The organism is Desertivirga brevis (assembly GCF_017355835.1).
In genome coordinates, this window is the sequence record NZ_JAFEWF010000006.1 from 315,306 (window position 1) to 340,495 (window position 25,190).

The following is a 25,190-nucleotide window of genomic DNA, read 5'->3' on the forward strand; positions in this document are numbered from 1 at the left end:
AAAATTTGGCTTTACAAAACCAGCCTTCTTTTAGTGATTTCAAATTCAAGCTAGTACAAATTGAGGTTTTTATTATCGACGGCTGCAATTACAAAACGAACGGTCGGGATCCACCCGACCGCTACATCTACCTATGAAAAACTATCCTGTTGAGCAGGATAAATCTTAAATATCTTTCGGTGCATCCTTAACGGGTAGCACAGGTTGTTCACTTTTTTCTTTTGATTCTGCGGGAGGAGGTTGAAAGCTAGCTTCTTCTTTATTATAATCTAAATCTTCAGGCTTCAATACTGCTTCTTCATCATCCTGCGGATGCTTAAGATCTTTGCGTACGGAATCTTTAGGCTCAAACTTCTCCGGTTTATCGCTTTGGTTATTAATCATTAGTTTTAATAGTATAACTCTAAAAAAGTAAAATTGTTTTAATTTCTTATTAATAATTGTTATTCAGCGACTTAAAAGTCGAAATACTTTAACTCAAACAGCGAAAAACTACAAATATGCTTCCTTCCACTGCGTTTCACCGCACCTTTCACACGGTGCATCATTAGGGGCCGTCGTTTTCCTTTGATTACCGCACTCGTTGCAAACGGAAGTGGATGCGTCTAATTGCTGTATTTGCTGAAAATCCAGGTCATATTTGGGCAGAATGGAAAGACCAGGTTTTGCCTCATTCTCTTTCACAAGGCTAAAAGACCCTCCAGCTTCTAAGTATAATCGTTTTACCTGTCCTAAACTTGTAACAGAGGAGGAACGAAGTTGGGCAAATAAACGCTCTCTCGTAATCCTGTTATCTTTCATTTGTTTAAGATCCATCTTTCCGTCAGACACAAGAATGGATAATTTATCCTGAGTAATAGCTTCCATTTTCTGGGATTTCCGATTAATGTAGGTAACAAACCACTGCACAAACACAACAACAATGGCAACTACTGCACAAGGTAGAAGACCTCTTTCCGGTGTCATCATCGGTACCCCTATTGCCGCAGCTAAAGAAACCATGGCAATAAGCTCGTTCCTACCTAGTTGCGATGCCATTCTTTTTCCCATTAGCCGCATGGAGATCATGAGTAGGATGTAGATGAAAAGCGTTCGTATAATAAGTTCTATAAAGAATCCTCCCGGTACTTCTCCGATCAGTATCCGTCTCCAGTCGTCAAGATGTATTTGATATGGTTCCATGAATAGTTTTTAAATTCTTTGTTACGCTATTACTGCTTCAGTCCATTCTTTTTCGCCGCAGTTTTCGCAATTTGAATCATGATTGATAGTAGTGTTTCCGCAATTACAACAAGCCATGAGATGATCCTTTTGAAGGAATGAGCCTAATTCCTGATCTTTTTCGGGCACCAACGGCAAACCCGGTTTCGAGCTTTCTTCTCTGAATATGCTCATTATTCCGCAGCCTTCCAGGTACGCCCTTTTAACTGCTCCGAGATTATAAATATTGCGGCGGCGTAGCTGGGCATAGAGTTCCTGCTTCGTCATTTTGGTAGCGTCCAGTTCTTTTAGTTCAATAACACCATCTTTTATGAGCATGCTCGAATGCCCCTGGCTTAATTTTTCGAAGGATGAACTTTTATAGCCCCAAAGGTTGAAGCCCCGGTAGAACAATAAAGCAACAATTAATACCAGTACCCCTTCCAAGATCCCTTTTTGTGGATCCTGCATTGGAGCTGATATAATAGCACCGAGGGTTACCATAACAGCTGTTTCTGTCAAGGTTAGCTGCCCGCTCATTCTCTTTCCAAGGAGACGAACGATGATAAGCAATGTTAAATACACAATTGCAGATCTCATAAGAACTTCCAAAAGGAACTCTTCCGGAGCCTCACCAAAAAAAATGCGTTTCCAGTCAAGGAATTGAATATCTTTCTTTTCCATAATGATTTTTTGCAGGCACGTTTTGTGCCAAATTTTTAGATGTGCGGTGGATTGGTTTGAGGAATTATATATTTATCCCCTCGTGACAATAGGTCAACTCCCAGACCTTTTATAGAAACAGAAGTATGCTCTCCGTAATTAAGCACGTTAGAATTTTTAATCCTCTGGCCATCAATTACGACCACTACTCCACTACCTATAACCTCGGCCTCTAAACCGTTCCTTATAATTAGGCCTGTGTCTTCCTCTATACCCAGACCAATACACGCAGGATTAGTAGCAATTACCTGGGCCATTCTTACAAACCTTCCGCGGTCTACGAAATGAGTGTCGATACAAACGTCCTTCAGAAATTCCAGTCCCGTAGTCACTTTAATTTCGCCACTAATCTGCTGCACTTCTTCATTCCCGGCATAGATCATCGGAGTAGAAAGGGCCATGGCTCCAGCACTTGTCCCAGCGATTACCGTTCCTTCTCTTATGTATCGCATTTTTAGCTCAAAAAGGAGAGGTGTTCCACCATAAATAGTAGTTAATTTCAGTTGGTCACCACCGGTAAAAAAAACGCCATCAGCTTTTTTTATACGTTCTATACAACTTTCAGATTCTTTAAGCGCATCACTCCTGTTATCATGATGAATTTGATTTACTTCCCGGGCTCCAAGCTCTCTAAATGCCTTGTTGTAATCCTCAAAGAGTTCGGCAGACACACTGCTCGCAGTGCTAATTACTTCAATTACCGGAGCATCTTTACCTATTAATTTAATAAAGGTCTTTAATATCTCCAACCTTTCAGGATTGTCTTTTTGAATTTCTTTTTCTAATTCCTCGCCCCGGTTTTCCTTTCCCCCGATCACCACTAACAGGCCTTTAGGTACCGGGCATTCATTAATTGGCTTTATCTTCATAATGTCCTCCGCAAGGAAGAACGAGTGCTAGAATTTAAATGTTTGTTGGTGTAAAAAATACACGTAGTTGTACGGAAGAGCAGGGAAATACGTAAAATGCCAGTTAAGATTGTAGATGGCTCTTAACAAAGAGCTTCTTAAGGCTGTGACGGAAGGTTTCGATATAATACCAATAAGGCATTTAGCCTTATTGGTATTATAATATTATCGAATTAGGTTATTATAAAAATCGAGACTCTCTAGAATTTTATCCTCTGTCAGGTAGTTATTGTAATCGCACACTCCCAGATCCTTCAACAAGGCAAAGCCGATATTACCTGAAGTGTTCTTTTTATCGTTTTTCATGAAGTCGATAATAGCGGGATAAGTGTCTTCAGTAAAAGCGTAGTCAGGGAAGATCGACCTTATAATTTCAATCAATTCCTTCAGGCCGCTTTCACTCAATGTATTGTATTTGTTAGATAAATATGCTTCGCAGATCATTCCTGCTGCTATGGCCTCCCCATGTAGCAACGGATCTTTATCATTTAGCAATGAGTAACTTTCGATAGCATGGCCGATAGTATGTCCGAAGTTGAGGGTTTTACGAAGCCCTTTTTCATAAGGATCGGTAGTAACCACACGGTTTTTAATCTCGATGGAATGGTAAACCAGCTCAGGAGTGATCGTTTCTGGCGAAATTGCTTTTAGTTGTTCCAGATAGCTCTTGTCGGCAATAAATCCATGTTTAATTACTTCAGCAAAGCCAGATACCAGTTGACGCTTGTCAAGAGTTTTAAGAAACTCTGCAGAAATAAAAACTGCCTTTGGTTGAGCAAAGGTTCCCACAATATTTTTAACACTTCCAAGATCAATACCCGTTTTTCCACCAACAGAAGCATCCACCTGCGAAAGTAAGGTCGTAGGGATTTGGATGAAATCGATGCCACGTTTAAACGTAGAAGCTGCGAAACCTCCCATATCCGTAATTACACCTCCTCCTAGATTTATCATCAGGCTGTTCCGGTCTGCGCCAAAATCCAGCAGGTTTTGCCATACTCCTATACAGTAGTCGATGTTTTTATTTTCCTCACCCGGATCAATCTCAATTATATCGTAAGTGTCTAACTCAGGAATGTGTTTCTGAATTACCGGAAGGCAATGCTCTGACGTATTAGTATCGGTAAGGAAGAATATTTTAGTGTAATTGGAACTCTGAAGAAGGTTTTTAAGCTCTTTTAGGTCAGTGTCAAAGAAAACGGAATAACTGTTACTCGGTATTGGAAGCATATTATTTTACAATGATTTTATTATTTTCAAACTCGACCACATCTCCGCGTTTAACTTTAAGGCGTTTTCTTGTGTCAATCTCCCCATTATACTTCACTAATCCTTCGCTTACTACGATCTGCGCTTCTCCCCCGGTCATTACTAAATTTGTGGCTTTTAGTAGTTGAATTAAAGGAATAAATTCGCCTTCCAGTTTAAACTCTATCATAATGCAAACTTAAGAAGAATTTAGGAGTTTGATGTTTTATTTACGATACCCTTGTATGATAGGTCAATGCATGGATTGTCTAATTGTTGCGTTAATTTTTACATTTGATTTCTCAATTAGTAGGCTTTGTTAAATTTTGAAAATACTGAAATTGCGTTCAGACAGAAGAATGATGATGAACTGAAGCAGTCTTACCGCTTGTTCAAGTTAATGAACAACGGGTTTTTGGCCAAATTAGGACCGAAGATAATCGAGCCGGCTTTACGGTGCGGACTTCCAATTTCCCCCCTCATCAAAAGGACACTCTTTAAACAGTTTTGTGGTGGTGAAACTATCGAAGAATGTGAAGAGACTATAAGCCAATTAGACAAAGGCTATGTTGGAACTATCCTGGATTATTCGGTAGAAGGCGCCGTAGGCGAAAGTAGTTATACAACTACTGCTGATGAAATTGTTGAAACTATCCGTCGTGCAAAAGATGATCACCGAATTCCCTTCGCAGTTTTCAAGCCTAGTGGAGTTATCCGGTTCAGATTGCTTGAAAAGGTAAGTTCAGGAAAGCCCCTCTCAAACGCTGAACAGGTGGAGTATTTTAAAGCCAAGGGGCGAATTAATCATATTTGCAAAACTGCATATGATATAGAGGTGCCGGTAATGTTCGATGCTGAAGAGTCATGGATACAAAAAGGTGCCGATGCAATAGCTTTAGACATGATGAGGCTTTATAACAGAGACCAGGCCATCGTTTACAATACTTATCAATTATACCGTAACGACAAGCTTTCAGGCTTGCAGTCAGACGTATTTCTGGCTGAGCGTGAAGGGTTTATTTTGGGAGCAAAGTTAGTGCGCGGAGCCTACATGGAAAAAGAGCGGGCGAGGGCGCAAAGAGAAAACTTACTTTCCCCAATTTACAACAGTAAAGAGGAAACAGATAGGGCCTTTAATGAGGCATTGACGTTCTGTATAGAAAATTTAAAAGATCTTGCGCTCATAGCCGGAACCCATAATGAAGAAAGTTGCCTGGTCCTTACCGAACTGATGAAGAAACATAACTTACCGGAGGACCAGTCTAATATTTACTTTGCTCAATTACTTGGGATGAGTGACAACCTGAGCTTTAATCTAGCCTATCATGGCTACAATGTGGTGAAGTATGTGCCTTACGGGCCGGTGAAAGCTGTTCTTCCCTACTTGTTTAGACGAGCAGAGGAAAATACAGCAATAAAAGGCCAGATGGGAAGGGAGCTAATGTTCCTTTCTAAAGAGAAGAAACGAAGGGGGATCTAAAACTGAGGGATGACGCCTATTTATTGAAATAACCCGTTTTTCAAAAACAACAGTTGGAAGGTTCTCTTAGTCGTTTAAATAAAAATAGCCTTCCAACTGTGCTGAACTAGCCCGGTGTATTCAATTTTTTAAGCAATTCTTCAGAAATATCATCCGAATAAACACCGTAACCATTCACAAATACCCCTTTTATATGGTATTTATCTGATTCTATACCGTAAACAACGGAGTTATCTGCAGGATCAGACATTCCTTCAAATCTATATAGTTCTGTGATCGTAAAGTCTTCAGGTTGAAGATATATATTTTCAGAGCTGCTATGTAGTACTCCGTTAGCCAGGTTGAAATCCAAGTTGAAGCCTCGACTCTTTAATCCAGCGAGTGCTTCGGTTACTGTTTGATAATTCTCCATGCTTAAATAACAATGTCTTTCTGACTTTTGTTTAATTTGTGTGCTAGTGAAGAGATACTCTTTATCAGTAATATCAAAAGTGATTTTTAAAGAAGACCTTCCCTGTACATATACTTTTCGAGACTGTCATTTTTAGTCATTAGATAAGTATTGAACCCCATTTCTTTAGCTGTTTTTAAATGTTGGGGACTATCGTCGATGTAAAGTGTTTCTTCTGGAATTAGATTACTGTCAAGCGATACAAACTCAAAGATCTCCCGATCAGGTTTTCTCAAGCGTATTAAATGCGAATAATACACCTTCTCGAAAAATAAGTCGTTCGAATCTACATTATATTCCATCTTCAAATACTTGTTGATGTAATCTAAATGGATCTCATTGATATTGCTTAAAAGAAAAGTACGGTACTTTTCCTTGGCTTTAAGCAGGATCTCATGATTAACGGGAGGAATACCAATTAGTAATGAATTCCAGGCACTGTCAATTTGCAAGTCTGTCAAATCCGGCTTTCCAGTAATCCTTCTTATTCCGTCTCTGAATTCCGCAGATGAAATGTTGCCTTTTTCAAATTCATTGAAAATGGGATCGTGACCTGTATGGGCGAAGAACAACTCAACATTTCTTATTCCAATTTCAGTGAACGAGTGTTGCGTTCTTTCGAAGTCAATATCAAATATAACGTTTCCGTAGTCGAAGATAATGTTCCTGATATTTTGCATTCAGCAAAAGTACAAGCTCACTAGAAAATAAAGGAATATGTTATTATTTAGGGTTGTAAACAATTGCCAGACCAGCTGTGCCCGATTGATAAGTAGGACTTATATGTAGGTTTTTCGGCTTAAAACCAATTTTGTTGTTTACAAATTTCTTGATTTTAGGATAAACAAAATAAGAAAGATCTGTTGACAAGATACCTATCCCTGCACCCGCCACTACGTCGCTGAACCAGTGAACATTATGGTAAAGACGTAGAGCCCCCGTAGTTGCAGCTATCGTATAGGCTGCAATACCGTAGATAGGGGAAGCATCTTTATATTCCAATCTCATAAACTCGGCTGCAGAAAAAGCGGTTGCAGTATGTCCGCTCGGGAAAGATCGATTATTTGATCCGTCGGGGCGTATCCTGCCGGTTGCAGTCTTAAGCTTGTGTACAGTTTTGCTCATGATAGTGTTCGAAATTGCGTAGAGGGCAATCCTGTCGAAAAATTTATTCTCACTTTTAAGGCCAACAGCATTCAAAGCAAATACGGAGTAAACCGGAAGGTATTGCAGCTTATCTTCAAGTTTACGACTTATAGGACGGTTTTCCTCAGCTAACACCTCGCTGCGGATCTTAAGGTCGAAGGTTTGTAAAGCAGGACTATTCTTCGCCACCATGCCGAATCCGAACATCGTAGCTGGAACAAGGTACTGAGCAGATCGGCTTATGAAACCAGGTTTTTTCTGCACCGGGAAGAAAGGAGTGCTATTGCTATTTACAGGAGGTATATCTAAGGTTTCTTCAATGGCTATCGAATCTACCATCTCCAAAATCATTTGGGCATTCGATACAAAAGGAGCAATAAATAGCATTGCCATGCAAAAAATCTGTTTCATCACGGGCTGAAATGATCTTATCAAAAAGGAAAACTTTCTGTAAGAGGTAAATTTTTAATTTTCTAAACTCTGAATTTCAATTAGTTGAAATTTAATGGCTTATACTGAAAAATGTCTGACGGGGTTATAGAAAAAGAAATTATTTTTGCAGACGCAAAATAGTAGGGGAACTGTGATATAGGTTCACTTAAAGTTAAGTGTGTTGTAGTATTATCTAAGGAATCAAACTTTTAAGCATTTCATTCAGATGAGCCTTGTTACAATAGAAATAGATCAAAATAGTAAAGTGTCAAAAGTAGAGCAGGTTGCCCAGGCAATTGTTCATCATATTGAAAAAGGAGCTCTAAAAAAAGGAGAGAGGTTGCTATCAATCTCCGAATTTAGCAAGCAGTATAAAATCTCAAGAGACACAGTTGAGAAGGCCTATAAGTTATTAAAGGATGAGGGTTACATAGAAACCGTTCCAGGTAGAGGGAATTATATAGCTGATAAGAAGGATAATAAGCTTAAAGTGCTGCTGCTATTCAATAAACTTAGCTCATACAAAAAGAACGTCTATTATTCATTAGTAGAAGCTTTAGGAAAGAAAGCCAAAGTAGACCTGCAGATATATCATTACGACGCCGATCTTTTCAGAGAGATAGTTGAAGCAAGTTTAGGAAAGTATCATTACTATGTTGTAATGCCTTACTTTCTGAAAAAGGGCAAAGAAGTAGACGGGTTAGAGCTTGTTCGCTTAATTCCCGAGGATGAACTTATCCTTCTCGATAAAAATCTTCCACAGTTGGGAGAAGCGCATAGCGTTATTTATCAGGATTTTAAGAGGGATATTTATGAGGCTCTCGAAAGCGATCTTGAAAGCTTGGAAAAATACGATGATATCATAGTGATCTTTCCTCCTGATAAAAATTACCAGAGAGATATTAGTTTAGGAATTAAAGCTTTTTGTAAAGACCATGACAAAGGATTCCTTGAAGTGGAAAATCTTTCAAAGGTAAATCCGGGAAGAAATGAACTTTACATAACCTTGGCTGAATCTGATCTTGCTGACCTTATTAATAAAGTGAAGCAAACCTCTTTGGTCATTGGAGAAGATGTGGGGATTATTTCTTTCAATGATACAATATTGAAGGGGCTATTAAATATTTCGGTAGTAACAACTGATTTCGAAAACATGGGAGGTGCTGCCGCTAATCTTATCCTTAAGAAGCAAAAACAGCAGATCAGAAATCCTTTCCATTTGATAAAAAGAGGCTCACTGTAGTGATAGTGGTTAGCTATTTAACGGATCCTTAAATTTATATTCGTCAATTGTTTAGCTCGTTGATCACAATGGTTAATTAAGATCCTGACGATAAACAGGTCAGATTCTTGTTAGGGTCTTAGTTCCTAGGTGGAAATCCTGCAACTGGAGGCTAGAAGGGGATTGCTAAAGTACCTCCTATTGATACAAGTACGATTTAACAATCGGGAAGGCGATTTTAAACCAAACAGTATAGTCATCAGGAGAAGTTTGTAGAAGTTTGTCAACTTCCTCTATACTTAACCACTTGTAACTATCTACTTCATCAGGATTAATTTCAAACTTGCTATTGTACTCCCCGGTAAAAAGATGGTCGAATTCGTATTCCTGTAAGCCATTATCAAAAGCCGTTCTGTAAGTAAAAGATCCTATCTCTTCTAGTGTGCAAGTGAAGCCCATTTCTTCCTGCAGCCTTCGTGTTGCTGCAGCCATATTGCTTTCGCCTGGTGCGGGGTGACTGCAACAGGTATTTGTCCATAGACCAGGTGAATGATATTTTTGGAATGCTCTTCTCTGTAATAGCATTCTCCCATCGCGGTCGAAAATAAAAACTGAAAAAGCCCGGTGAAGTAAACCTTTCAAGTGAGCTTCCATTTTCTCCATTCGTCCAATCTCATTGTCGAGCTCGTCTACTAATATAACTTCACTTATGTTCATGCCAGCTTATATAGAACGCCAAAAGTATAAAATATTGATAAGGTGGCCACTAATTCAATTCTGTTATATCCAATTTAATTGATTTCTTACACCAGCTTTAAACACGATAACGAGCTTCATATGATTAGGAATCCGAATTCTTTCTTCCATAATCCTACTTGCATTCGCTTTTTTTACTTTTTGAAATAGAGCAAGGTAATACCTGTAAGCAACGTAAACACCAAACCGGGCACTAATTGGGAGGCGTTTTATTCCAGTATAAGCCATCTCAAAATCAGCGGCAATCTCGTCTTCAATCGCTTGTTTTTGTAATTCATTAAATGAACCTTTCTGGAAGCCGGGGAAGTAGGCTCTGTTCAGATCCTCAACATCTGCCTGCAGGTCCCTCAAAAAGTTTATTTTCTGGAATGCCGCACCTAGAGCCCTTGCATAGTCCTTCAGTTCTCCGAAAAGCTTCTTGTCTCCATCACAAAAAATGTACAGACACATTAAACCTACCACTTCTGCCGATCCGTAAATGTACTCTTCGTATTCATCACGGTTAAGGTAATACTGTTTTTTTAGGTCGGTCTCCATACTTTTAAAGAATGCTTCGACTAGACCTAGATCTATGTTGTAGCGATGCACTGTTTGCTGGAAACTTTGAAGAATAGGATTTAAACTGATCTTATTAGTAATAGCCAGGAATGTATCCTTTTTGAATTCTGCAAGGAGGGTCTCCTTATCAAAATCGTGAAAAGTATCTACGATCTCATCAGCAAGCCTTACCATCCCGTAGACTGCATAAATTGGCTTTCTTAAGTCGGTCCTCAATAATTTGATGGCCGAAAAAAAGGAAGTACTGTATTCTCCGGTAACAGCCTTGCTGCAGTTGTAAGATACATGGTCATAGAGAGCGGCATTGTTCATCCTGATCATTTAAGCTAAGTAGAAAACCACAGTTAAGTATTATAGTTTTAAAATTAAACAAATTTAGTGTATTTTAGTTCTATATTTACTCAATTTTAGTATTTATTTGTTCCAATGTCTTACTTGCTCCTAAAAGATATACTTAATTACGTCGAAATCTTTGATGCAGATTTCGAAGGGGAAAAGAATTTGCCAAACTTTTCCAACTGGCTACACAAACAATTCCCCTTAAATGCTAAAGACACAGGGGAGGCAGTAAATTGGGAGGGTAAGGCGGAGGGGAGAAGCGCCGAGAGTGCCATAAATACCTCATTGGTTCATCTGTTCCGATATGCAAAGATCTATAGTAAACTAGCTGTAGCTGATTCTCCTTTTGCAAGTATTGATGAGGTAGTATTTCTGCTTAATCTTCTACACAAAGGAAGTATGAGTAAACAGCAGCTAATAGATTTGAACATTCACGAAAAATCAACAGGAATTCAAATAATAAACAGGCTAATATCGAGGGGCTTTGTGAAGGAAGATGTGTCAGAATCAGATAAAAGAAGCCGTTCTTTAACAATCACAGGCATTGGTAAAGATGCTTTGGATGCTAATATGGAAAAAGTGCGAAAAGCAAGTAGGATAGTCACCGGCAATTTAGATAATAACGAAAAGCTACAATTAGTTCATTTGTTGCAGAAGCTTGAAAATTTCCACGAGAAAAAGCTCAGGGCAGGCAGGCCTGAAAATTTTGAACTTTAGAACAGAAACCATCTCCTCTCAAACACCATTTGAAAATTCTCCCATTGCTCTTGCAGTGACAGATTCTAACCAATAGGAAGCCTTATCGATCGCCGAAGCTTGATCCTCCGCATATTCAATTATAGAATAAACCCTAATTATCCCTGCAGCTTTATATTCTTCAACCCGGAGCTCATTCCTTCCGCAAACCACTATCAAGGGCTTGTTATGCTTTTTGCAGAGAGAGGAAATGCCAGAAATTACCTTACCATTTAAACTTTGATGATCTAGCTTCCCTTCTCCTGAAATTACAAGGTCAGCTCTTTGTATTTTTTCTTCTGCTCTCGAGTGTTCCAGTACAAGTTCGATTCCTGATCTTAATTTGGCTCCCAAAAAGGCTATAGCCCCACCTCCTAGTCCACCTGCTGCACCCGACCCTTGTATTTTTTGAAGGTCTATTCCCTGATCTCTTTTTATAATTCCGGCAACATGAGCAAGACCTTCATCCAGCTCCCTGACCATTATAGCATTTGCTCCCTTTTGAGGCCCGAACACGTATGCTGCCCCGTTTACTCCATGAAAGATATTGGTAACATCACATGCTACCTCAATTTTTAAAGTGCTTAAGTCAATCGCGTTGCTGCTATCAATACTTTCAATTCTGCCCAGATTTTGTCCAATAGGCATTAGCCCTTTGCCGCTATTGTCATAGAATCTAAAACCAAGCGCTGCAGCCATCCCCATTCCTGCATCATTTGTCGCACTTCCTCCAATACCTAATGTGATCCTCCGGGCTCCTTTTTGTATTGCATCTTTAATAAGTTCACCTGTACCATAAGAACTTGTAAGGGCAGGGTTCCGCTCTCCGGAATTCAGTAGTAAGAGGCCTGATGCTTTAGCCATCTCGATAAAAGCCGAATTATCGCCGGAAATCAGGTAGCTGGTGTCAACAGGTCGAAATAAAGGATCCAATACTGTAAGATTTCTGATTTCGAGAGAAGCATTTTGTGTTAATGCCTCAAGTAGCCCATCACCTCCGTCCGATAATGGTAGCTGCACAACCTCTGTAGTCTTTGAGTTCGAGCTAATTGCTGTTTTAATTGCTTCGCATGCTTCAATAGAAGTGAGAGATCCTTTAAATTTATCGGGTGCGACTATGATTTTCATTTGATCTCCTGATCTTAGATGTAAATTTGCTCAATTTCTAATTTTTAAGCCTTATTGCTATTCAATTTTTTTTGAAATTGTGATAATTTCCCAATTTTTTCGCGTTAGCCTTTACATAAGACCCAAAATGATCGTATTTTAACTGCGTTTTTAAGATAGCGTTAATGCCGGAGAAAGAAGTTAAGCCAGAATTATATGTGATTGGTGCTGGGCCAGGTGATCCTGAGTTGATTACTTTGAAAGCCTACAAAGTTTTACAGAGAACAAAAGTTATTCTTTATGATAATCTTGCAAATAAGGAGTTATTGGACCTCGCTCCGGCAGGTTGTGAATTGATTTACGTTGGAAAACACCCATATGGCGAATACACCCCGCAGGAACGTATTCATGAGTTAATTAAAGAGAAAGCATTGGAGAAGGGATTGGTGGTGCGGTTGAAAGGTGGGGATCCCTTTATCTTTGGGAGAGGTTTTGAAGAAATGCAATACGCACGGGAGCATGGCATTGAAGCTTTCTTCATTCCTGGTATCACCAGCATGCAGGCTTCAGGCTTTGAAGATATTCCGCTTACTCACCGTACTGTAAGCGAGGGTATATGGGTGGTTACGGGAACTAAAAAGGATGGATCTCTATCTAATGACCTTCGATTGGCTATGCAAAGCAACTCGACGGTAGTGATCTACATGGGGATGAAAAAGATAGCAGAGATTGCAGCTACCTATGTGAGTGAAGGAATGGGCGAAACTCCTGCTGCAATTATTCAGCATGCTACCCTAAGCAAACAGAAATCAGCTAAAGGAAAGGTCAAAGATCTCGAAAAAATGGCTCAGGAGAACGGCCTTACTCACCCGGCTATAATCATAATAGGTGAAGTTGCAGGCCTTCAGAAAATTCCTTTACAACAATAATGTATGGTCTGGCTGATTTTTGGAAGTATTATTTGAGATTCTTCCATAAAAAAAATTATCTTGTGCTTTCTTGTAAGGCTCTCAAAATACCTCCGGGAACTAACCACTGGGTGACTCAGTATCAGGGCATATAATAGTCCTTAACCAAAGAAACAGAAGCGAGCATGGATTACAAGTCCTTAAAAATTGTTGTTTTATATCTGGTAGCGGCTCTGGCCTGGATTATTTTGTCTGACCAGGTCTTGAAGCTTGCCGCTGCGGGAATGACGAGCGGTGAGCTATCGTTCTGGCAAAGTGTTAAAGGGGTAGGATTCGTATTGTTTACAGCCTTTATTCTATATTCCCTTGTAAAGAAGAATAACGAAAACTTAGCTACTTCTGAACGTCAATACCGGGAACTCTTCACCGGTAACCCCAGTCCCATGTGGATATATAATCTTAGTAATTATCGCTTTGTCGAAGTGAACCAGTCCGCAATTGAGAAGTATGGATACAGCCGGGACGAATTCCTTAAAATGACAGTGTTAGATATTCGGCCAGAAAAGGACCGGGCTGCGGTAATAGAATTTATAAAAAAGATTCAAAACCGCCAGGGTAATTCAGGATACTGGACTCATCGTAAAAGATCAGGGGAGGAGCTTTCAGCTTCTATCAAGTCATTTCCCGTTACCTTCAATGGTCAGGAATGTGCTATGGTTCTGGCTATAGATATCACGGAAAGGATTAATCAACAAAGACAATTAGAAGAATCTTATCGTAAAGAAATAGAACTTAATGAAGCACTTGCCACGCATATAGATTTAATCAAGCAGTCTAATGAGGAGAAACGCAGGATGGGGGAGATCATCGAAAAGATTAATAATTTCGTGATCATTGCCGAAATTAATGGCGACATCCGCTGGGCAAATAAGGCATTTCTTCAGTTCTCCCAGTATACTATGTCAGAAATAATGGGAAAATCTGCACAAAGTGTTCTTATAAGTGCCGGCAATCAGGTTGACGCAGTTGCAAGTCTTCTATCCGCATTAAATAATCAACAATTTTTTTCTGCCGAGATATGCGGTAAAACAAAGGCGGGCGAAGAATATTGGGTACAAACGGATATCTCTCCTATTTATGACGAAGAAGGTAAATTGGACTGCTATATCGCCGTTCAAACCTTAATTACCGAAAGGAAACAGCGAGAGGAAAAGATACAACAGCAAAACAAAACCCTAAGACAGCTGGCCTGGGTAAGTTCCCATGAACTCAGAAAACCCGTATCTTCTATTATCAGTCTGATTAATATCTTAAAAGATACCGAGGACGGCCCTGAGAAATTAGAGTGTATGCGTTTACTTGAAGATTGCGCTAACGAGCTTGATAACCTTGTAAAAGATATTACGAAAAAAGTAAATGTAGCCGAAGGAGAACAACCCTTAGTTTAATTTTTTCATATTTAACTCGCTAAATTTCTTATTCTTGGCAGCAAAGTATTCCCATACGATGCTCCCTTGATATAATCCTGAAGGATTGAATTTCTTATAGTTTATGCCCTTTGTTTTGCGAAGGTTCTTTCTAAGACCTTTAAAAAAAGCTACATGAGCTTTATTGATTGCACCCGCCTGTTTGAATTTTCCCTCTGTTATAAATTTCAACAGAGAAATAAAGTCGAGCCAGAAACGAATGAACAGGGTAAAAAACCTCTTTTCTGGAGGAAGGTTCTTTAACAACATGAACAGATTATTCCTGAAGTTCAAATAGGTTTTGAAAGGATTCTCAGCTTGTAAAGTTCCTCCGCCAACATGGTAAACTACAGATTTAGGGCAATATAATATCTTATATCCTTTGATCTTTAGTCGCCAGCATAGGTCAATTTCCTCCATATGTGCAAAGAAGTCGCCATCTAGACCACCAACCTCGATCCATGCCGAGCGACGAATAAAAAAAGCAGCACCGCTTGCCCAGAATATCTCCGACGATTGGTCGTACTGTCCATCGTCATCTTCAAGAGTATCAAAAATGCGGCCTCTGCAGAATGGGTAACCATATTTATCAATGAAACCGCCTGCGGCTCCGGCATACTCAAGTTCAGCTTTGTTTTTGAACCCCCTAAGTTTAGGTTGTGCTGCCGCCACAGTCTTGTCCTCTTCCATTACTGCTATAACAGGTTCAATCCAGTCAGGCTCCACTTCAACATCCGAATTGAGGAGAACAAAATATTCAGCCTCTACATCTTTTAAGGCTTCATTATATCCTGCTGCAAATCCATAGTTCTCTTGATTCTGTATGATTTTTACAGAAGGGAAATGGGCTTGAAGAAATGTTATAGAATCATCTGTGGAAGCGTTATCTGCTACTATGATCTCTGTAGAAGGATAGCTTGTTTTAAGCACCGAAGGCAGGAATTGCTCTAAATACTTTCTGCCATTCCAATTTAATATAACAACAGCTACTTTAGGTAATAAACTCATTTTAGATCTTCGGGCTTAAATTTCCAGCGTCTATGCGACCACAGCCATAACTCTGGCTTTGCTTTTATATAGCTTTCCAGTTTTTGAGTATGAGTGATGGTTATCTCATGATCAGCGGTTTGTTTGGGATCTTCGAAAAGGGTGGTGAAGGTGGCTTGGTAATAACCCCTTCTTACTCGGTCTATCTGGCAAAATATTACAGGATTTCCGGTTACTTTTGCGATCTTTTCTACTCCGAGAAAAACTGCGGTGTCTTGGTTAAGGAATTTAGTGAAGAACTGCGACTCATCTTTTGTTGGAGTTTGGTCACTCACAAAAACGGCAACGAAGGTCTTGTTCTTATGTTCTACAATTTTCCTCAATGTGAGCTTCATTGGAACCATCGTGGTGCCAAAACGGCTTCTCATTGCATTCATAAACTCCCCAAACTTCACATTCTGTAGTGGTTTATAAATTACAAGAACATCATTTGAAAAACTGGCTTTAACGGATAAATTTCCCCATTCCCAATTACCGTAATGCCCTCCGGTTAATAATACAGATCTCCCTTGCTGAAGGAACTGATTCACCACCTCTGGATTTACAAACTTAAACCTCCTGGAAATTTCCCGGCGAGTCATCGTCAGCATCTTGAAAGATTCCAGGATATTGTCACAAAGGAATTTGAAGTATTTCTTTTCAATCTGTCTCAGCTCTTCCTCCGATTTTTTAGGAAAAGAGTTTCTAAGGTTGGGCATAACTACGTGACGCCGGTACTTAATAACGTAATAGAGGATGTAATAACAAAAGTCGGACAGCAGATAAAGAACAGGGAAGGGGAGCAGTGCAAGCAGGTATAAAGAAAATTTAGTAAGACCCCAAAGAACCTTCTTCATCTGTAAGTTTTATGATTAATTTCGGCGAATCGGACTACAAACATAGTACATAGAATGAATAAAGGCGCAATCTTTCCGTTATTTTACTTACCGCCCATCGAATTTTTTACGAAGCTCCAGTCAACCCAGGGACAACTTCTTCTCGAAAAAGAGGAGCATTTTCCAAAGCAGACGTACAGGAACAGGGCTTCAATTTGTTCTTCAAACGGAAAACTTGATCTGGTTGTGCCGGTGATCAAAGGATCAAAGAATCAAACTAAAGCTAAAGACGTTAGGATAAGCTACGATTTTAACTGGCAGCGGTTACACTGGCTTAGCATACAGGCTTCTTATCGTAATTCGGCGTTTTTTGAGTACTATGAAGATGAATTAGCTCCTTTTTATCATACCAGAACCGAATTTCTGTTCGACTATAACGATGGCTTACTAAAGGTAATAATGAAAGCCCTAAGGCTGAAGATAACTTTTGATTACACCGAAAACTACCAAGGGACGTATCCTGAATTTATAGATTATCGCAATTCTATTCATCCAAAGTTGGTTTCAGATTATGAAAGTAAGGCTTATTATCAGGTGTTTGAAGATAAGAACGGCTTTATTCCCAACCTAAGTATTCTAGATTTGTTATGTAGCAAAGGCCCGCAAAGTTTACAGTTTTTATAGCTAGGATGTCTGGAAAATTTAGAAGAATAATAGGACGAAAAAAAAAGGCGCTACCACCCCCGGGTACTAGTCCTGGTGTTTTTCATGTAACAGAGGATGCATTAATACCCCGCATTACCATCTATTCATTTTCACAGTCAACCTATGGTGAGACCAATGCTGCTGGATTCGAGGAGCTGAAAGAGTTCCTTCATGAACATTCAAAAGAAAACCATTGGATTGATATTCAGGGATTGGGCGATAATAATTTACTTACTTCTCTCAAAGATCATTTTTCTATCAGTGCCCTGGTAATGGAAGATATTGTCCATACCCGTCAACGGCCAAAGCTCGAAGAGTATGAGGATTATGTCTTTGCTATTAGCCGCATGATCTGCTTGGCAAAAGAGGGTGGGATAGAGAATGAGCAGGTCTCTTTTATCCTTACCAAAAATATTCTGTTCACCTTTCAGGAGAATTACGACGATTGCCTCGACCCCGTAAGGAAGAGATTAAGAGAAGGAAAGGGAAGTAGCAGGGCTGCCGGACCGTCGTATTTGATGTATGCCCTGATGGATCTGATCATTGACAATTATTTTTACATTCTAAATAAGATGGGTGATGAGCTGGATTCTTTAGAGGACCGGCTTTATGCAAAGCAGGATAAATCCATAACGGTAGAAGCCCAGCAAATAAAACGGGCCCTGATAACAATAAGAAGAGCTGCATGGCCAGAGCGGGATAAGGTAAATGATATGATACGTAGCCAGTCGCCCTTAATTACCAAGAACACCCGCTTCTTTCTAAAAGACCTCTACGATCATTCTATTCAGGTAATCGATCTCGTCGAAAGTTATAAGGAGCTAAGCACAAGTTTGATTGATATGTACCTATCATTCGTAAGTAACCGTACTAATGAGGTGATGCGGCTATTAACAGTAATTTCATCTGTATTTATCCCATTAACTTTCATCGCTGGTGTTTACGGTATGAATTTTGCCCGGGAAGATCCTGAAACCGGGAAGGTATTAGATAAAAATATGCCCGAGCTTTATTCAGAGCATGGGTACCTTTACACCATACTTGTAATGGTTATCATTGCGCTATTACAACTATTTTACTTCTGGCGTAAAGGATGGTTGAAATAGACCGTTAAACTAATGTGAAATTTTAGTTTTCTTGATGTAGGAGGCCGCTTAAAGGCTCCATTTTATTATTTTAGCAGGCGATGCAGTCTTTCGAACTTGATAAATCAGATATTCTTAAAATAAAACAAGCGCTTGAGGGCAATGAAGAGACCCTGAAGACCTTGTTATCGGAATATCATGCTTCGGAAATTGCTATTCTCTTTGAAAGTCTTAGTCAGGAAGAACGAGAGCATATTATCAATATTTTGCCTTCTGAAATTGCATCAGAAGTCATTTCAGAGATGGATTATGAGATCCACCCCGAAAAGATCCTCGAAAATCTGGACCCCGAGAAGCGTTCAGAGATCATGGAGGAGCTGGACTACGATGATGCTACAGATATTATCAGTCAGCTGCCCCAGGAACAGCAGGATAAGATCCTGGAAGGTCTTGATGCAGAAGACGCTTCACACATACGTAACCTTCTGAATTATCCCGAAGATACTGCAGGAGGGTTGATGAACACCCAGGTGCTCAAGGTAAACAGCAGTCTTACCAAGAAAGAAGCACTTGACGAGATCATCCGGTTATCTGAGGAAATGGAAGAGTTCTATACCATTAATGTGGTTGACAATAGTAACAAGCTGGTTGGTATAGTTTCGCTGAAGGATATTATTAAATCCCGTTACACGGTTCACATAAGGGAGCTGGTGAATGACGACTTTGTATTCGTAAGAGCAGACACTGACCAGGAAGAAGTAGCAAAACTGCTATCGCAATATAATCTTACCAGTATCCCTGTTGTAGATGATAATATGCATCTTTTGGGTAGGATCACTTTCGATGATGTAATTGACGTATTACAGGAAGAAAATACCGAAGACATCCTGAAAATTTCCGGGGTATCGGAAGATGAAGAACTAAGTGGTAATTGGAAGGAAGCGGTGAAAAGTCGCTTACCCTGGCTGGTTCTTAACCTGGGAACAGCATTCCTGGCCTCCTCGGTCATCCGCCATTTTGAGCCAACTATTTCTAAGATCGTAATTCTTTCCGGTTATATGACTATGATTGCCGGTATGGGAGGAAATGCGGCCACTCAGGCACTTGCAGTAACAGTAAGACGGATCTCCTTAAATGACCTTACCGATAAGCAAGCCTATCAGACAGTTATTAAAGAGTTAACAGTTGGATTCATTAATGGCGCTGTTAACGGTTTTATTGTATTCCTCTTTGCTTTGTTCTATGATGCTAAGCCAATGCTTGGTTTGGTGATCTTCCTTGCTATGACCGGAAACCTGCTTATAGCTGGAATAACAGGAGCTTCCATCCCCTTATTCCTGAAGAGAGTAGGAATTGATCCTGCAATAGCTTCGTCTATTATCATTACTACTTTTACCGACGTATTTGGCTTCCTGCTGTTACTTGGTCTCGCAAGTAAACTCTTGCTCTGAATTTTCCCCTTTAACCTTTTACCTTCAACCTTTCCGCCTTTCACCTTTTCTACTAACTTTGCAGCTCTTACAATATAAATGTTATGACTGAAATCAGGCACGATTGGACTAAGGAGGAGATATCAGAAATTTACCATAGCCCTTTATTAGATTTAATATTTCGAGCAGCAACAGTTCACCGGGAGAATAAAGACTATTCTGAGGTTCAGATCAGTAGCCTATTGTCTATCAAAACCGGTGGGTGTTCCGAAGACTGTGCTTATTGTCCTCAAGCGGCGCGTTATCAAACTGATGTTAATGTTCATGCTTTGATGTCTTTGCCTCAGGTAACCGATGCCGCAAGAAGAGCGAAAGAAGGTGGAGCATCCCGTTTGTGTATGGGCGCAGCATGGAGAGAAGTGCGTGATAATCGTGATTTCGACAAAGTTATTGAAATGGTGCAGGCTGTAAATGCTATGGACATGGAAGTTTGCTGTACTTTAGGAATGCTTACGGAATCACAGGCACAACGTCTTGCTGATGCGGGACTATATGCATACAATCATAACCTCGACACTTCCGAAGAAGATTATAAACGTATTATCACTACCCGTACATACGACGACCGTATCAAAACCATAGAGAATGCGCGCAAGGCGAAATTAACCGTTTGCAGCGGTGGCATTATAGGTTTAGGTGAAACGGTGGATGATCGTGTTTCTATGTTAAGAACACTTGCTAATATGGCAAAACATCCCGAGTCGGTCCCTATTAATGCATTAGTACCTGTAAAAGGAACTCCACTAGAAAATCAGCCTTTAGTACCTATCTGGGATATGGTAAGAATGATTGCAACAGCACGAATTATAATGCCTAAAACAGTAGTACGTTTATCTGCGGGACGTACCCAGATGAGCCTTACTGATCAGGCCCTTTGTTTTATGGCTGGTGCTAATTCCATATTTGCTGGAGATAAACTTTTAACCACTCCAAACCCCTCAGTGAATGAGGATATGCAGATGTTTGAAATACTGGGATTGAAACCAAGGGAAGCTTTTAAAAACGGCCGGCCTCAGGTAGCATCTAAAGAAGAAGAAATTACTGCTTAAAATATTTTTTTTCGAAAAGCGTCTCCCCGGACGCTTTTTTCAATTAATAAAAAGATCTATTAGCTTGAAGAACATAGTACTTTTAATGCTTTCTGTGTTGCTCGTTAGTGCATGTAATAATGATAAAAATGCTACCGAAGCAGCCGGAAGACCTTCCTACGAAAAAATTATAGGTACGAGATTTATCGAGGTTAGAAGGCAGTTTGATAATGGTTATAGCTTCAACAGCTACGGATTTCAACAGGAACCCGAATGGGTGCTTGAATTTTTATCTGAAGACTCTGTTAAGATCTATAGTCCTTTTGAAAAGAAATTTCTCCATTATCCTGTATTCTTCGATCACGACTCTATTTTTAATATAGCCCGCGAGTGGGTCAAGCTAAGACACCTAAGCAAAGACAGCCTTATTTTTCAATTATTACAGGTGGAACAGAAAGTGGTCAAAAAGGACCGGTCGAACGTATCCATGAAGTTCTATTCTAAGGAATACCTGGATAAGAAACAACTGGATCCCAGGGAACTGCAAAAACCTAAGGCTCGAGACACGGCCTTCGTTCGCACATTGGTGGAAAAGGCTAATAAATATGCCGATAAACCAGATAGTGTATTAGCCGCACGGGAACCCGTGAAATTGATTAGTAAAAGCCCCGCCATTACTATCAAACAATCACATGGAGTGAGGGATATAATGGACCCAAGCCGGGCAGAAGAGTATCTAAATCCTGAATACTCTATAATTATAGACGGGGCTTATAAGGATTTTACTCACAACTTTACAGTAGTGGTAGATGAGAAAGGAAAAATGCATCTGGGTCGCTTCGCTGTATCTGAGGAATTCGTAGAGTCACGGACACGGGTTTTAAAAGGAATTATTGATGTGTATCTTCATAAATACCTTACAATAATTCCCGGTAAAACTTTAGGCATCCCTCATGCCAGTGAAATCAGGATCTATCTTAAAGGCAAAGGGCGGAAGTGATGCCATAGATTTGCCTTCAAGACCTATAGATGTAAATCATTGCACTATTCTTACCATTACCCCATGTGTCAAAGCAGCCAGCATAGGATTCCTTTAGCAAGCCGTAACAGATTTACTTTAAGGCAGCAATATATCCATTGAAACTAATTGGATCCCTATTACTGTTCAGTACTTGTAATGTTGCATAGCCCTGGCCTGAAACGGATATATAAAAACGCCTTACATTAGAATTCTGATCGTTTATCTCAACAGTTATATTCTTAGAACCCTTTTTGCCATTAGCGGCATTATAATTAAAATTAGTACTGTTAAATATCAATGGCGATTCGCTAGGATTCATTGGAGCTGTAAAGGCTCTTCCAAAAAAGGGTAAATAGCTCTGTAATGTATCTTTATTAATTACCAGTTCGTAATCCGAGGTAAGATTAATTGTTCCTCCCCTAAGTGGTTGAACGGTTTGCGCCTTGAACGAGAAACGTTTTGAATCTAGGAGCTTCTGAACTTCTGCTGCCTTTATCTTTTCCCTGGTCTGCTTCTTCGTTTGAGCCGAAACTGTATGTATACGGATCGTCAACAAAAATATAAGGTAAGCGACGAAAAATGTTTTAGTTCTCATAACATTATTTTCTTTCATAACGGTCTTTTATTTTTTTTAGTTTGAATGATATTTTAATGTTTTCAAGGCATCTGCTAACCTTTAGCCATTCATGGGTCAGTTAAAAAACGCCCGGTTTCTGCTTTTTATGTCCGATGTTTTTATTTCAGAGGCCAGTTATTCAGTATTGGACTACCCTAGTATCCTTATAGTTTAATCGCCATTTTCACAAAGTAAATCCATTTTCGTTAACGATTTACTAATAAAGAATTATAAGCGTTGTTAAAAAAAAATTCCCCGCCTTAAGGGCGGGGATTATAGGTTTACAGCTGGACAGCTTAAGCTTGTGGTTAATATCTTTCCCTTAAGATATGTAATAATAGTTTGAAAATCAAAGAGCTTAGCGAATATTTTTTCTTGATGAGTAGAGCAAGATTAGAATTACACTATTGGTCTTGCTGGAACACCTTTTGCTACTTTTTAAATAAACTATTAATATGGACGAGGAATTAGAATTCGAAGAAAATAATGTACAGGAGGGGCCATTTCATATTGAAGTGGACTTGTATGAGACTGGTGATTACAGCAGATTATTGGTTGTTCCCAGTAATGACAATTTCGTAGTTGTACATAACGACGAACATCTTTGTACATTGGCTCATGTTTGCGAGGAACCGGATTGCTGGCAGCAGGAAGACGGTATGCTGGATGACGAAATGGTTGAGAAAATTGGGGAAGCAATAAAAAGTTATACGGTCTGATAAAGGAAATGTCCGATTGCAGTAGGAGAGGAGCTTACAGGTTGCATAACCTGTAAGCAGAAAAGTGTTTATGCATAGTCCTCCAGCATTCCTTTCCCTTGCCGAAGGATCTCGAAGTTTCCTGAAGTGCAATCAACTACGGTGGAAGGGATATTCCCTCCAGGTCCACCATCGATAACAATATCCACCAATTTGCTGTATTTTTCGTGAATCAACTCCGGATCTGTAGAGTATTCAATGATCTCGTCATCGTCATGGATAGATGTTGACAGGATCGGGTTACCCAGTTGCTTTACAATCTCTCTTGCTATTTCGTTGTCAGGCACCCTGATGCCAACAGTCTTTTTATTTGAACTCAGCAATTTCGGAACACTGGTAGTTGCTTCAAAAATGAAAGTAAAGGGCCCTGGAAGTGCCTTTTTTAGCAAACGGAAGGTTGATGTATCAATAGGCTTCACATAATCAGAAATGTGACTCAGATCGTAACATATGAAAGATAAGTTGGCTTTCTCGGGTTTCATTCCCCTTATCTGGCATATTTTTTCTATTGCCTTCTGATTAGTTATATCGCACCCCAGGCCATAAACCGTATCGGTTGGGTAGATGATTAATCCTCCTTTTTTCAGCACATCAACAACCTGTTGAACGGCTTTGGGACTCGGATTGCTTTCGTAAATCTTTAAGAGCATGCGTCAGAAAATAAAAAATCTTGTAATTCTACCTATTTATAAAAACAAATCGGTTAAAAAGTTTAAACTTATTCTGCATCAATAACCTCCATGAGCAGAAACCCACAAACGGAAGATGAAAGCTTTATGGAGGTTCTTCTGGCCTTTAAAACATAGCGAAGCCATCTCATTAAGGCCGTTAACTACAAACATTTACCTCAATAAAACAATTAGACTTTCAAGAAAAGTCCAATACACTGTCTTCTTCCGGGAACCCTGTACAGGTTAGTACCCAATTCTGCTTCAAATCACTGTCGGTCAGCACCTCATTAATGCTCATATAAACACTTCCCGACCTGCACCTTGCAGCGCAGGAGCCACAAACGCCTCCTTTGCAACTATAGGGCAATTGTAGACCTGCTTTTAATGCTGCATCCAAAATGTTGCTGCCGGAGGGAACCTTAATGGAGGTAGAATGCGAATCGATTTGAATTTTTACAGTTCGCTCAGGAAATGTTTTGGAAGGTGCCGTTCCCGACTGCATGATAAAGGGTATATAACTCTCTTTTTTAATGTTTACCTTATTAAACCCCATTAAACCTATGGTAAACACCAACATCCGCATGTATGCGAAGGGGCCACATAGAAGGAAAATAGCCTCAGGCCTATCGTAAACAAGGGCTTTCTGGATCAAAACTTCTGCGCTTATATTGCTTAAACGGCCGCGGTTTTCCAGTTGGTCTTCAGGATCAGAGAATAGTTTTATAAGGTTCAACCGTTTATATTCAGAAGCGATGCCTTCTATCTCCTCCAGAAAAAGAGCTTCTTTCTCATTTCTATTGCTATAAATCAGGTGGATCTTACTTTGAGGTTCCGTGTATAATAGCGTCCTGATTTGCGGCAGAATTGGTATGATACCACTACCTGCTGCGAAGCAAAAAATATCCCTCGCCTTTTCAGTCTGCGGCTCAACCAAAAAGCGTCCTGCCGGTGGCAAAGAATAAACAAGGTCGCCGGCTTTCCATTGTTGTAGAATAAATCTTGATATAGCCCCGTTTTCAACCTTTTTTACTGTGATCTTTAGCGGTTCTGAGGGTAAGCTAAGGATTGAATAAGAACGTCTTATTTCCTGTTTTTCTGTTTGTATTATAAAGGTTAAAAATTGCCCTGCTTTATACCGTAATTGAGAACAGTCGGTTAATTCTAGCTGATAGGTCTTTGCCAGGTAATTCTCCTCAATTACCTCAACTATTCTGAACTCTAAAAGCATGTTCTTTTTCATTAATTGAAAAACCAATATCCATCTGGAAAGTTCAC

The 25,190-nt window shown here is 39.7% G+C and carries 28 protein-coding genes; 11 read left to right on the plus strand and 17 right to left on the minus strand.

Going from position 1 to position 25,190, the window contains the following annotated elements; translation table 11 throughout:
• Window positions 1-165: 165 nt before the first annotated feature.
• From J4N25_RS16645 to J4N25_RS16670, 6 genes are all read right to left on the minus strand, one after another.
• On the minus strand, window positions 166-384 hold the full coding sequence (locus tag J4N25_RS16645; RefSeq protein ID WP_207422919.1) for a hypothetical protein: 219 nt from the start codon (window positions 382-384) through the stop codon (window positions 166-168).
• Between the two features lie 108 nt (window positions 385-492).
• Window positions 493-1,182: a DUF421 domain-containing protein gene (locus tag J4N25_RS16650; RefSeq protein ID WP_207422920.1), complete on the minus strand. Its 690-nt coding sequence runs from the start codon at window positions 1,180-1,182 to the stop codon at window positions 493-495.
• Window positions 1,183-1,203: 21 nt separating this feature from the next.
• Entirely contained in the window at window positions 1,204-1,884 is a 681-nt protein-coding gene (locus tag J4N25_RS16655; protein ID WP_207422921.1) for a DUF421 domain-containing protein, read from the minus strand.
• 35 nt (window positions 1,885-1,919) lie between these two features.
• Entirely contained in the window at window positions 1,920-2,792 is an 873-nt protein-coding gene (locus tag J4N25_RS16660; protein ID WP_207422922.1) for a cyanophycinase, read from the minus strand.
• Window positions 2,793-2,996: 204 nt separating this feature from the next.
• Window positions 2,997-4,061, minus strand: coding sequence for a 3-dehydroquinate synthase (aroB, locus tag J4N25_RS16665; RefSeq protein ID WP_207422923.1), 1,065 nt, complete (start codon window positions 4,059-4,061; stop codon window positions 2,997-2,999).
• Window position 4,062: 1 nt separating this feature from the next.
• On the minus strand, window positions 4,063-4,269 hold the full coding sequence (locus J4N25_RS16670) for an RNA-binding S4 domain-containing protein (RefSeq protein ID WP_207422924.1): 207 nt from the start codon (window positions 4,267-4,269) through the stop codon (window positions 4,063-4,065).
• Window positions 4,270-4,395: 126 nt separating this feature from the next.
• Between J4N25_RS16670 and J4N25_RS16675 the strand changes: the two genes are divergently transcribed.
• A complete protein-coding gene (locus tag J4N25_RS16675) occupies window positions 4,396-5,559 on the plus strand; it encodes a proline dehydrogenase family protein (protein WP_242695911.1) in 1,164 nt (387 codons plus the stop codon).
• Window positions 5,560-5,665: 106 nt separating this feature from the next.
• Here the strand turns inward: J4N25_RS16675 and J4N25_RS16680 are convergent, their stop codons facing one another.
• The 3 genes from J4N25_RS16680 to J4N25_RS16690 form a co-directional block, all read right to left on the minus strand.
• A complete protein-coding gene (locus J4N25_RS16680) occupies window positions 5,666-5,971 on the minus strand; it encodes a phosphoribosylpyrophosphate synthetase (RefSeq protein WP_207422925.1) in 306 nt (101 codons plus the stop codon).
• An 86-nt stretch (window positions 5,972-6,057) separates the two neighbouring features.
• A complete protein-coding gene (locus tag J4N25_RS16685) occupies window positions 6,058-6,690 on the minus strand; it encodes an HAD family hydrolase (protein ID WP_207422926.1) in 633 nt (210 codons plus the stop codon).
• A 43-nt stretch (window positions 6,691-6,733) separates the two neighbouring features.
• Window positions 6,734-7,567 carry a phosphatase PAP2 family protein gene (locus J4N25_RS16690; protein ID WP_207422927.1) on the minus strand — a complete coding sequence of 278 codons (834 nt, stop codon included), beginning with the start codon at window positions 7,565-7,567 and terminating at the stop codon, window positions 6,734-6,736.
• 247 nt (window positions 7,568-7,814) lie between these two features.
• Here J4N25_RS16690 and J4N25_RS16695 point away from each other — a divergent pair, with 247 nt between their 5' ends.
• Entirely contained in the window at window positions 7,815-8,831 is a 1,017-nt protein-coding gene (locus tag J4N25_RS16695) for a GntR family transcriptional regulator (RefSeq protein ID WP_207422928.1), read from the plus strand.
• Between the two features lie 177 nt (window positions 8,832-9,008).
• On the opposite strand, the gene idi is transcribed toward J4N25_RS16695, so the two are convergent.
• Window positions 9,009-9,527, minus strand: coding sequence for an isopentenyl-diphosphate Delta-isomerase (gene idi / locus J4N25_RS16700; protein WP_207422929.1), 519 nt, complete (start codon window positions 9,525-9,527; stop codon window positions 9,009-9,011).
• Window positions 9,528-9,590: 63 nt separating this feature from the next.
• A complete protein-coding gene (locus J4N25_RS16705; RefSeq protein WP_207422930.1) occupies window positions 9,591-10,436 on the minus strand; it encodes a phytoene/squalene synthase family protein in 846 nt (281 codons plus the stop codon).
• 114 nt (window positions 10,437-10,550) lie between these two features.
• Between J4N25_RS16705 and J4N25_RS16710 the strand changes: the two genes are divergently transcribed.
• Window positions 10,551-11,180 (plus strand): MarR family winged helix-turn-helix transcriptional regulator, encoded by a 630-nt coding sequence (locus tag J4N25_RS16710; RefSeq protein WP_207422931.1) that lies wholly within the window; start codon window positions 10,551-10,553, stop codon window positions 11,178-11,180.
• 18 nt (window positions 11,181-11,198) lie between these two features.
• Here the strand turns inward: J4N25_RS16710 and J4N25_RS16715 are convergent, their stop codons facing one another.
• Complete coding sequence (locus tag J4N25_RS16715) at window positions 11,199-12,326, minus strand: glycerate kinase (RefSeq protein WP_207422932.1); 1,128 nt, start codon at window positions 12,324-12,326, stop codon at window positions 11,199-11,201.
• Window positions 12,327-12,490: 164 nt separating this feature from the next.
• Here J4N25_RS16715 and cobA point away from each other — a divergent pair, with 164 nt between their 5' ends.
• A complete protein-coding gene (gene cobA / locus J4N25_RS16720; protein WP_207422933.1) occupies window positions 12,491-13,234 on the plus strand; it encodes a uroporphyrinogen-III C-methyltransferase in 744 nt (247 codons plus the stop codon).
• Window positions 13,235-13,398: 164 nt separating this feature from the next.
• Window positions 13,399-14,661 carry a PAS domain S-box protein gene (locus J4N25_RS16725; protein ID WP_207422934.1) on the plus strand — a complete coding sequence of 421 codons (1,263 nt, stop codon included), beginning with the start codon at window positions 13,399-13,401 and terminating at the stop codon, window positions 14,659-14,661.
• Here J4N25_RS16725 and J4N25_RS16730 read toward each other — a convergent pair.
• Complete coding sequence (locus J4N25_RS16730; RefSeq protein ID WP_207422935.1) at window positions 14,653-15,687, minus strand: glycosyltransferase family 2 protein; 1,035 nt, start codon at window positions 15,685-15,687, stop codon at window positions 14,653-14,655. The two genes, J4N25_RS16725 and J4N25_RS16730, sit on opposite strands and share 9 nt — an antisense overlap.
• Window positions 15,684-16,562 (minus strand): lysophospholipid acyltransferase family protein, encoded by an 879-nt coding sequence (locus tag J4N25_RS16735; protein WP_207422936.1) that lies wholly within the window; start codon window positions 16,560-16,562, stop codon window positions 15,684-15,686. Before J4N25_RS16735 ends, J4N25_RS16730 begins: the two co-directional genes overlap by 4 nt.
• A gap of 54 nt (window positions 16,563-16,616) precedes the next feature.
• On the opposite strand from J4N25_RS16735, the gene J4N25_RS16740 reads away from it, so the two are divergent.
• The 5 genes from J4N25_RS16740 to J4N25_RS16760 all read left to right on the plus strand — a co-directional run bounded on the left by J4N25_RS16740 (window position 16,617) and on the right by J4N25_RS16760 (window position 21,849).
• Window positions 16,617-17,225 (plus strand): WbqC family protein, encoded by a 609-nt coding sequence (locus tag J4N25_RS16740; RefSeq protein WP_207422937.1) that lies wholly within the window; start codon window positions 16,617-16,619, stop codon window positions 17,223-17,225.
• Window positions 17,226-17,230: 5 nt separating this feature from the next.
• On the plus strand, window positions 17,231-18,352 hold the full coding sequence (corA, locus tag J4N25_RS16745; protein WP_207422938.1) for a magnesium/cobalt transporter CorA: 1,122 nt from the start codon (window positions 17,231-17,233) through the stop codon (window positions 18,350-18,352).
• An 80-nt stretch (window positions 18,353-18,432) separates the two neighbouring features.
• Window positions 18,433-19,782: a magnesium transporter gene (gene mgtE / locus J4N25_RS16750; RefSeq protein ID WP_207422939.1), complete on the plus strand. Its 1,350-nt coding sequence runs from the start codon at window positions 18,433-18,435 to the stop codon at window positions 19,780-19,782.
• A gap of 83 nt (window positions 19,783-19,865) precedes the next feature.
• Window positions 19,866-20,870 (plus strand): biotin synthase BioB, encoded by a 1,005-nt coding sequence (gene bioB, locus J4N25_RS16755; protein ID WP_207422940.1) that lies wholly within the window; start codon window positions 19,866-19,868, stop codon window positions 20,868-20,870.
• 64 nt (window positions 20,871-20,934) lie between these two features.
• On the plus strand, window positions 20,935-21,849 hold the full coding sequence (locus J4N25_RS16760) for a BAR domain-containing protein (protein ID WP_207422941.1): 915 nt from the start codon (window positions 20,935-20,937) through the stop codon (window positions 21,847-21,849).
• A gap of 112 nt (window positions 21,850-21,961) precedes the next feature.
• Here J4N25_RS16760 and J4N25_RS16765 read toward each other — a convergent pair whose 3' ends face one another.
• On the minus strand, window positions 21,962-22,465 hold the full coding sequence (locus tag J4N25_RS16765) for a DUF4251 domain-containing protein (protein ID WP_207422942.1): 504 nt from the start codon (window positions 22,463-22,465) through the stop codon (window positions 21,962-21,964).
• Window positions 22,466-22,941: 476 nt separating this feature from the next.
• Here J4N25_RS16765 and J4N25_RS16770 point away from each other — a divergent pair, with 476 nt between their 5' ends.
• The gene (locus J4N25_RS16770) at window positions 22,942-23,205 is read left to right on the plus strand and encodes a hypothetical protein (protein ID WP_207422943.1); all 264 of its coding nucleotides are present in this window, start codon (window positions 22,942-22,944) and stop codon (window positions 23,203-23,205) included.
• A 68-nt stretch (window positions 23,206-23,273) separates the two neighbouring features.
• Here the strand turns inward: J4N25_RS16770 and J4N25_RS16775 are convergent, their stop codons facing one another.
• Both J4N25_RS16775 and J4N25_RS16780 read right to left on the minus strand, forming a co-directional pair.
• Entirely contained in the window at window positions 23,274-23,894 is a 621-nt protein-coding gene (locus tag J4N25_RS16775) for an L-threonylcarbamoyladenylate synthase (protein ID WP_207422944.1), read from the minus strand.
• A gap of 217 nt (window positions 23,895-24,111) precedes the next feature.
• Window positions 24,112-25,155, minus strand: a complete 1,044-nt coding sequence (locus J4N25_RS16780) for a flavin reductase family protein (protein WP_207422945.1) — start codon at window positions 25,153-25,155, stop codon at window positions 24,112-24,114.
• Window positions 25,156-25,190 lie beyond the last annotated feature (35 nt).

Coding starts and splice junctions, on each gene's coding strand:
- J4N25_RS16705 (WP_207422930.1), bottom strand. CDS start 10,436: ATGAACAATGCCGCTCTCTATGACCATGTATCTTACAACTGCAGCAAG.
- J4N25_RS16725 (WP_207422934.1), top strand. CDS start 13,399: ATGGATTACAAGTCCTTAAAAATTGTTGTTTTATATCTGGTAGCGGCT.
- J4N25_RS16775 (WP_207422944.1), bottom strand. CDS start 23,894: ATGCTCTTAAAGATTTACGAAAGCAATCCGAGTCCCAAAGCCGTTCAA.
- J4N25_RS16690 (WP_207422927.1), bottom strand. CDS start 7,567: ATGAAACAGATTTTTTGCATGGCAATGCTATTTATTGCTCCTTTTGTA.
- mgtE (WP_207422939.1), top strand. CDS start 18,433: ATGCAGTCTTTCGAACTTGATAAATCAGATATTCTTAAAATAAAACAA.
- J4N25_RS16740 (WP_207422937.1), top strand. CDS start 16,617: ATGAATAAAGGCGCAATCTTTCCGTTATTTTACTTACCGCCCATCGAA.
- aroB (WP_207422923.1), bottom strand. CDS start 4,061: ATGCTTCCAATACCGAGTAACAGTTATTCCGTTTTCTTTGACACTGAC.
- bioB (WP_207422940.1), top strand. CDS start 19,866: ATGACTGAAATCAGGCACGATTGGACTAAGGAGGAGATATCAGAAATT.
- J4N25_RS16770 (WP_207422943.1), top strand. CDS start 22,942: ATGGACGAGGAATTAGAATTCGAAGAAAATAATGTACAGGAGGGGCCA.
- J4N25_RS16645 (WP_207422919.1), bottom strand. CDS start 384: ATGATTAATAACCAAAGCGATAAACCGGAGAAGTTTGAGCCTAAAGAT.
- J4N25_RS16695 (WP_207422928.1), top strand. CDS start 7,815: ATGAGCCTTGTTACAATAGAAATAGATCAAAATAGTAAAGTGTCAAAA.
- J4N25_RS16670 (WP_207422924.1), bottom strand. CDS start 4,269: ATGATAGAGTTTAAACTGGAAGGCGAATTTATTCCTTTAATTCAACTA.
- J4N25_RS16685 (WP_207422926.1), bottom strand. CDS start 6,690: ATGCAAAATATCAGGAACATTATCTTCGACTACGGAAACGTTATATTT.
- J4N25_RS16710 (WP_207422931.1), top strand. CDS start 10,551: ATGTCTTACTTGCTCCTAAAAGATATACTTAATTACGTCGAAATCTTT.
- corA (WP_207422938.1), top strand. CDS start 17,231: ATGTCTGGAAAATTTAGAAGAATAATAGGACGAAAAAAAAAGGCGCTA.
- J4N25_RS16650 (WP_207422920.1), bottom strand. CDS start 1,182: ATGGAACCATATCAAATACATCTTGACGACTGGAGACGGATACTGATC.
- J4N25_RS16780 (WP_207422945.1), bottom strand. CDS start 25,155: ATGAAAAAGAACATGCTTTTAGAGTTCAGAATAGTTGAGGTAATTGAG.
- J4N25_RS16655 (WP_207422921.1), bottom strand. CDS start 1,884: ATGGAAAAGAAAGATATTCAATTCCTTGACTGGAAACGCATTTTTTTT.
- J4N25_RS16680 (WP_207422925.1), bottom strand. CDS start 5,971: ATGGAGAATTATCAAACAGTAACCGAAGCACTCGCTGGATTAAAGAGT.
- idi (WP_207422929.1), bottom strand. CDS start 9,527: ATGAACATAAGTGAAGTTATATTAGTAGACGAGCTCGACAATGAGATT.
- J4N25_RS16765 (WP_207422942.1), bottom strand. CDS start 22,465: ATGAGAACTAAAACATTTTTCGTCGCTTACCTTATATTTTTGTTGACG.
- J4N25_RS16735 (WP_207422936.1), bottom strand. CDS start 16,562: ATGAAGAAGGTTCTTTGGGGTCTTACTAAATTTTCTTTATACCTGCTT.
- J4N25_RS16660 (WP_207422922.1), bottom strand. CDS start 2,792: ATGAAGATAAAGCCAATTAATGAATGCCCGGTACCTAAAGGCCTGTTA.
- J4N25_RS16715 (WP_207422932.1), bottom strand. CDS start 12,326: ATGAAAATCATAGTCGCACCCGATAAATTTAAAGGATCTCTCACTTCT.
- cobA (WP_207422933.1), top strand. CDS start 12,491: ATGCCGGAGAAAGAAGTTAAGCCAGAATTATATGTGATTGGTGCTGGG.
- J4N25_RS16730 (WP_207422935.1), bottom strand. CDS start 15,687: ATGAGTTTATTACCTAAAGTAGCTGTTGTTATATTAAATTGGAATGGC.